The following is a 2,669-nucleotide window of genomic DNA, read 5'->3' on the forward strand; positions in this document are numbered from 1 at the left end:
AATATTCAGACGACCAAATGACTCTACCCAACGGCGCAGAGATTTTGAAAACGGCACGTAAGGATCGAGTTCGTTCATCACATCGCCAGCAAAAGAGTAGGTGAAGTTGTGACCTAGTAATGCTGACTCGCCTTTCTCTTTCGCTAGGTTAGCCAGACTCTTTAAATGGCTGTCTCGGGTGCGCACTTCAAAGTCATCTAAGATCGAAAATAGCTCTTCCGAAGTCATCTGCTCAGTTTTCACCACTGAATAATCAAAGTAGTTTTTGTAACCTAGTGCGCGTGCGAAAGCATTTCTCTGTTTGATGAGCTCAATGAAGCCGTTGCCGAGCAGCCACTGTTCAAGATCAAGCAGTGATTGGTGAGCAGAACGACGCACAGCCTCACTGCCGCTGTTTCGAATCGCAGAACCCAGCACAGGAAGCGAGCCTTCGACTTGCTCACCTTCTTCGTTGGTGTAGGTCATGGTGTGATTCTGTTTTTTCTCAAACAGTTCAGCTTCGAATGCAATCAGTTCTGCTTTGAGTTTTTGTGCTTCGTCACCCTCTATGGCATGAGCTTTGAAAGTGGCTAACCAACCTTGTAGGCCTGTTGTTGTCGCGACTCTCTCTTCGTTATCTTGAATTAGAGTCACGTTATTCAACTGTGCTTCAACTTCAGCAATTTTGTCTGCATTACTAAGAAATTGAGTCCATGCCGTTTGAGCTTGCGTCGACCCATCATGATCGTCGCTGATCCCCATATAGGTCTCCCAAAAGAAAGCTTCTTTCTCTTGGTGAATAGCGAGGTACTCTTTGTTGAGTTGGTTGAGGTATTGAGTTGGGTTCATGTCATTCCCTTAATTGATATCCTGTTTGTGTGGCTATTTATCAATGTCACTGGCCTTTAATAATGTATTTGTCGACGTCGCGATCTGTTGATTTAATTCATTACAGATGGAGATGATTCATTAAAGTCATTGATATCTAGAAGGTTATTCCTAGGCCACAATGGTGCAAATCATACTTGAACGAGTTGCTCTGCACAGTGACGTCTATTCCTAAATGGTTATTTATTTACTCAATATAAGGCGATTATGGGTTCATTTTATGTATGTTAAGCCGATAAATGCGTGTTGAAATGCAATATATGGAATGATATTCTATTTGTGTAATGGTTCTCAACGTGATGGATTACGTTATTTAAGCAAAGTGAATTTCTGTAGCGGGCATGTATGCTCGCTTTTTTTTGCTTTCCACTCAGAGAGTCGTACTTATTTAACCCGCGCGAACGTATAATTGGGGAATCTCAGATAAGGATTGCTCGATGAAATTCTCTTCAACTCTTTGCCTCTTTTTTGCTCTACTATTCAGCCATGCAGCACCTGCCAGTGAGTCTTGGTGGTTTCGTACTGTGTTTAACAGTGATTTAAGTGCTCCTGATACTGCCAGCCTAATGCATGATGCTGAGCTGTTTGACTGTGGCGAAGAAGAGGGGACTTTGTTGTGCAGTGATGAGACAAACTACTATGATCTAAAAGTGTTTGTTGAACTCGAGTTGATGGAAGGAAAAGTATCTTCAACCAGATTCTCTTTACCCAATTCCAAGTTGAATGATACCAAGGCCCAGCTCTACTTGCGCAAAGATGGCTTACAACTTAAGTCTGCGACCATCAATGGCGTTACCTTCGATGTGTTGAAGGAACTTGAGCTGGCCGGTGAGCAAGGAAATAGCCCACAAAGTGTTGACCAAGCATTGGTGACTTTTCTTAACACGACGCCTTCATCGAGCTCTCCCTTGGACAGCAATAAATCCTTGGTTTGGCATTGGCCAGACAATGAAGCAGCTTTGGTGATGATGCGCCATCAAGATCAAGAGATCATCATTGAACTCACGAGAGACATGGTTAGCCAATAAACAGCCTTTGTCTTTTCTGACGATGTTTTTGTAACAAGTTCACATTTTTATAGTGGGGCGTATCGGCGAAGGCTTTATTAATTTGAGGCTATAATTAAATAAGCATAGGATACGGTTATTACTGATATAGGAGATAACCCATGGTTGCAAAAGTAACAATCGCGCCACAAGGCCCAGACTTTTCTGAGCTGGTTCAAGGATACTGGCGTATGGCTGAATGGGGCATGACTCCGCAACAGCGCCTCACTTTTCTCAAAAAGCACATTGACCTTGGTATAACAACGGTCGACCACGCAGACATTTATGGTGGTTACCAATGTGAGAAGTTATTCGGTGAAGCGCTGGCTTTGGACCCGAGCTTACGCGAGCAGATTCAGATCGTCACTAAGTGCGACATTAACTTGTGTGGAGACCATACTCCTGACCGCAAGATCAACCATTACGACACTAGTGCTCAGCATATTTACCAATCAGTGAATAACTCTTTGGAGCGTCTCGGCGTTGATGAGATTGACGTTCTACTTATTCACCGCCCAGATGTACTGATGGATGCCGATGAAGTGGCAGAAGCGTTCAACGAACTGTATAAGATCGGCAAAGTGAAGCACTTTGGTGTGTCTAATTTCACTCCTCGTCAACTGGAGCTTTTGCAATCACGCTTAGGTAAGCCTTTGGTTACCAACCAAGTAGAGATCAATCCACTTAACTTTGAAGTGGCTCATGATGGTACGCTGGATCAACTACAGATGAACCGTATTCGTCCAATGGCTTGGT

2 protein-coding genes and 1 pseudogene are annotated in these 2,669 nt (G+C 43.6%); 2 read left to right on the forward strand and 1 reads right to left on the reverse strand.

The genetic code is table 11. The features are described from left to right. Nucleotides 1-828: pseudogene (locus tag KI743_RS24290) on the reverse strand (peptidase M3); the annotation flags it as partial. Between the two features lie 476 nt (nt 829-1,304). On the opposite strand from KI743_RS24290, the gene KI743_RS24295 reads away from it, so the two are divergent. Both KI743_RS24295 and KI743_RS24300 read left to right on the forward strand, forming a co-directional pair. Then, nucleotides 1,305-1,895 (forward strand): hypothetical protein, encoded by a 591-nt coding sequence (locus KI743_RS24295; protein WP_285468564.1) that lies wholly within the window; start codon nt 1,305-1,307, stop codon nt 1,893-1,895. Nucleotides 1,896-2,035: 140 nt separating this feature from the next. Then, the coding region (locus tag KI743_RS24300; RefSeq protein WP_285468565.1) for an aldo/keto reductase family oxidoreductase at nt 2,036-2,669 on the forward strand (634 nt) is incomplete at its 3' end.

Source organism: Vibrio sp. D420a (assembly GCF_030248625.1).
Lineage (GTDB): Bacteria > Pseudomonadota > Gammaproteobacteria > Enterobacterales > Vibrionaceae > Vibrio > Vibrio fortis_A.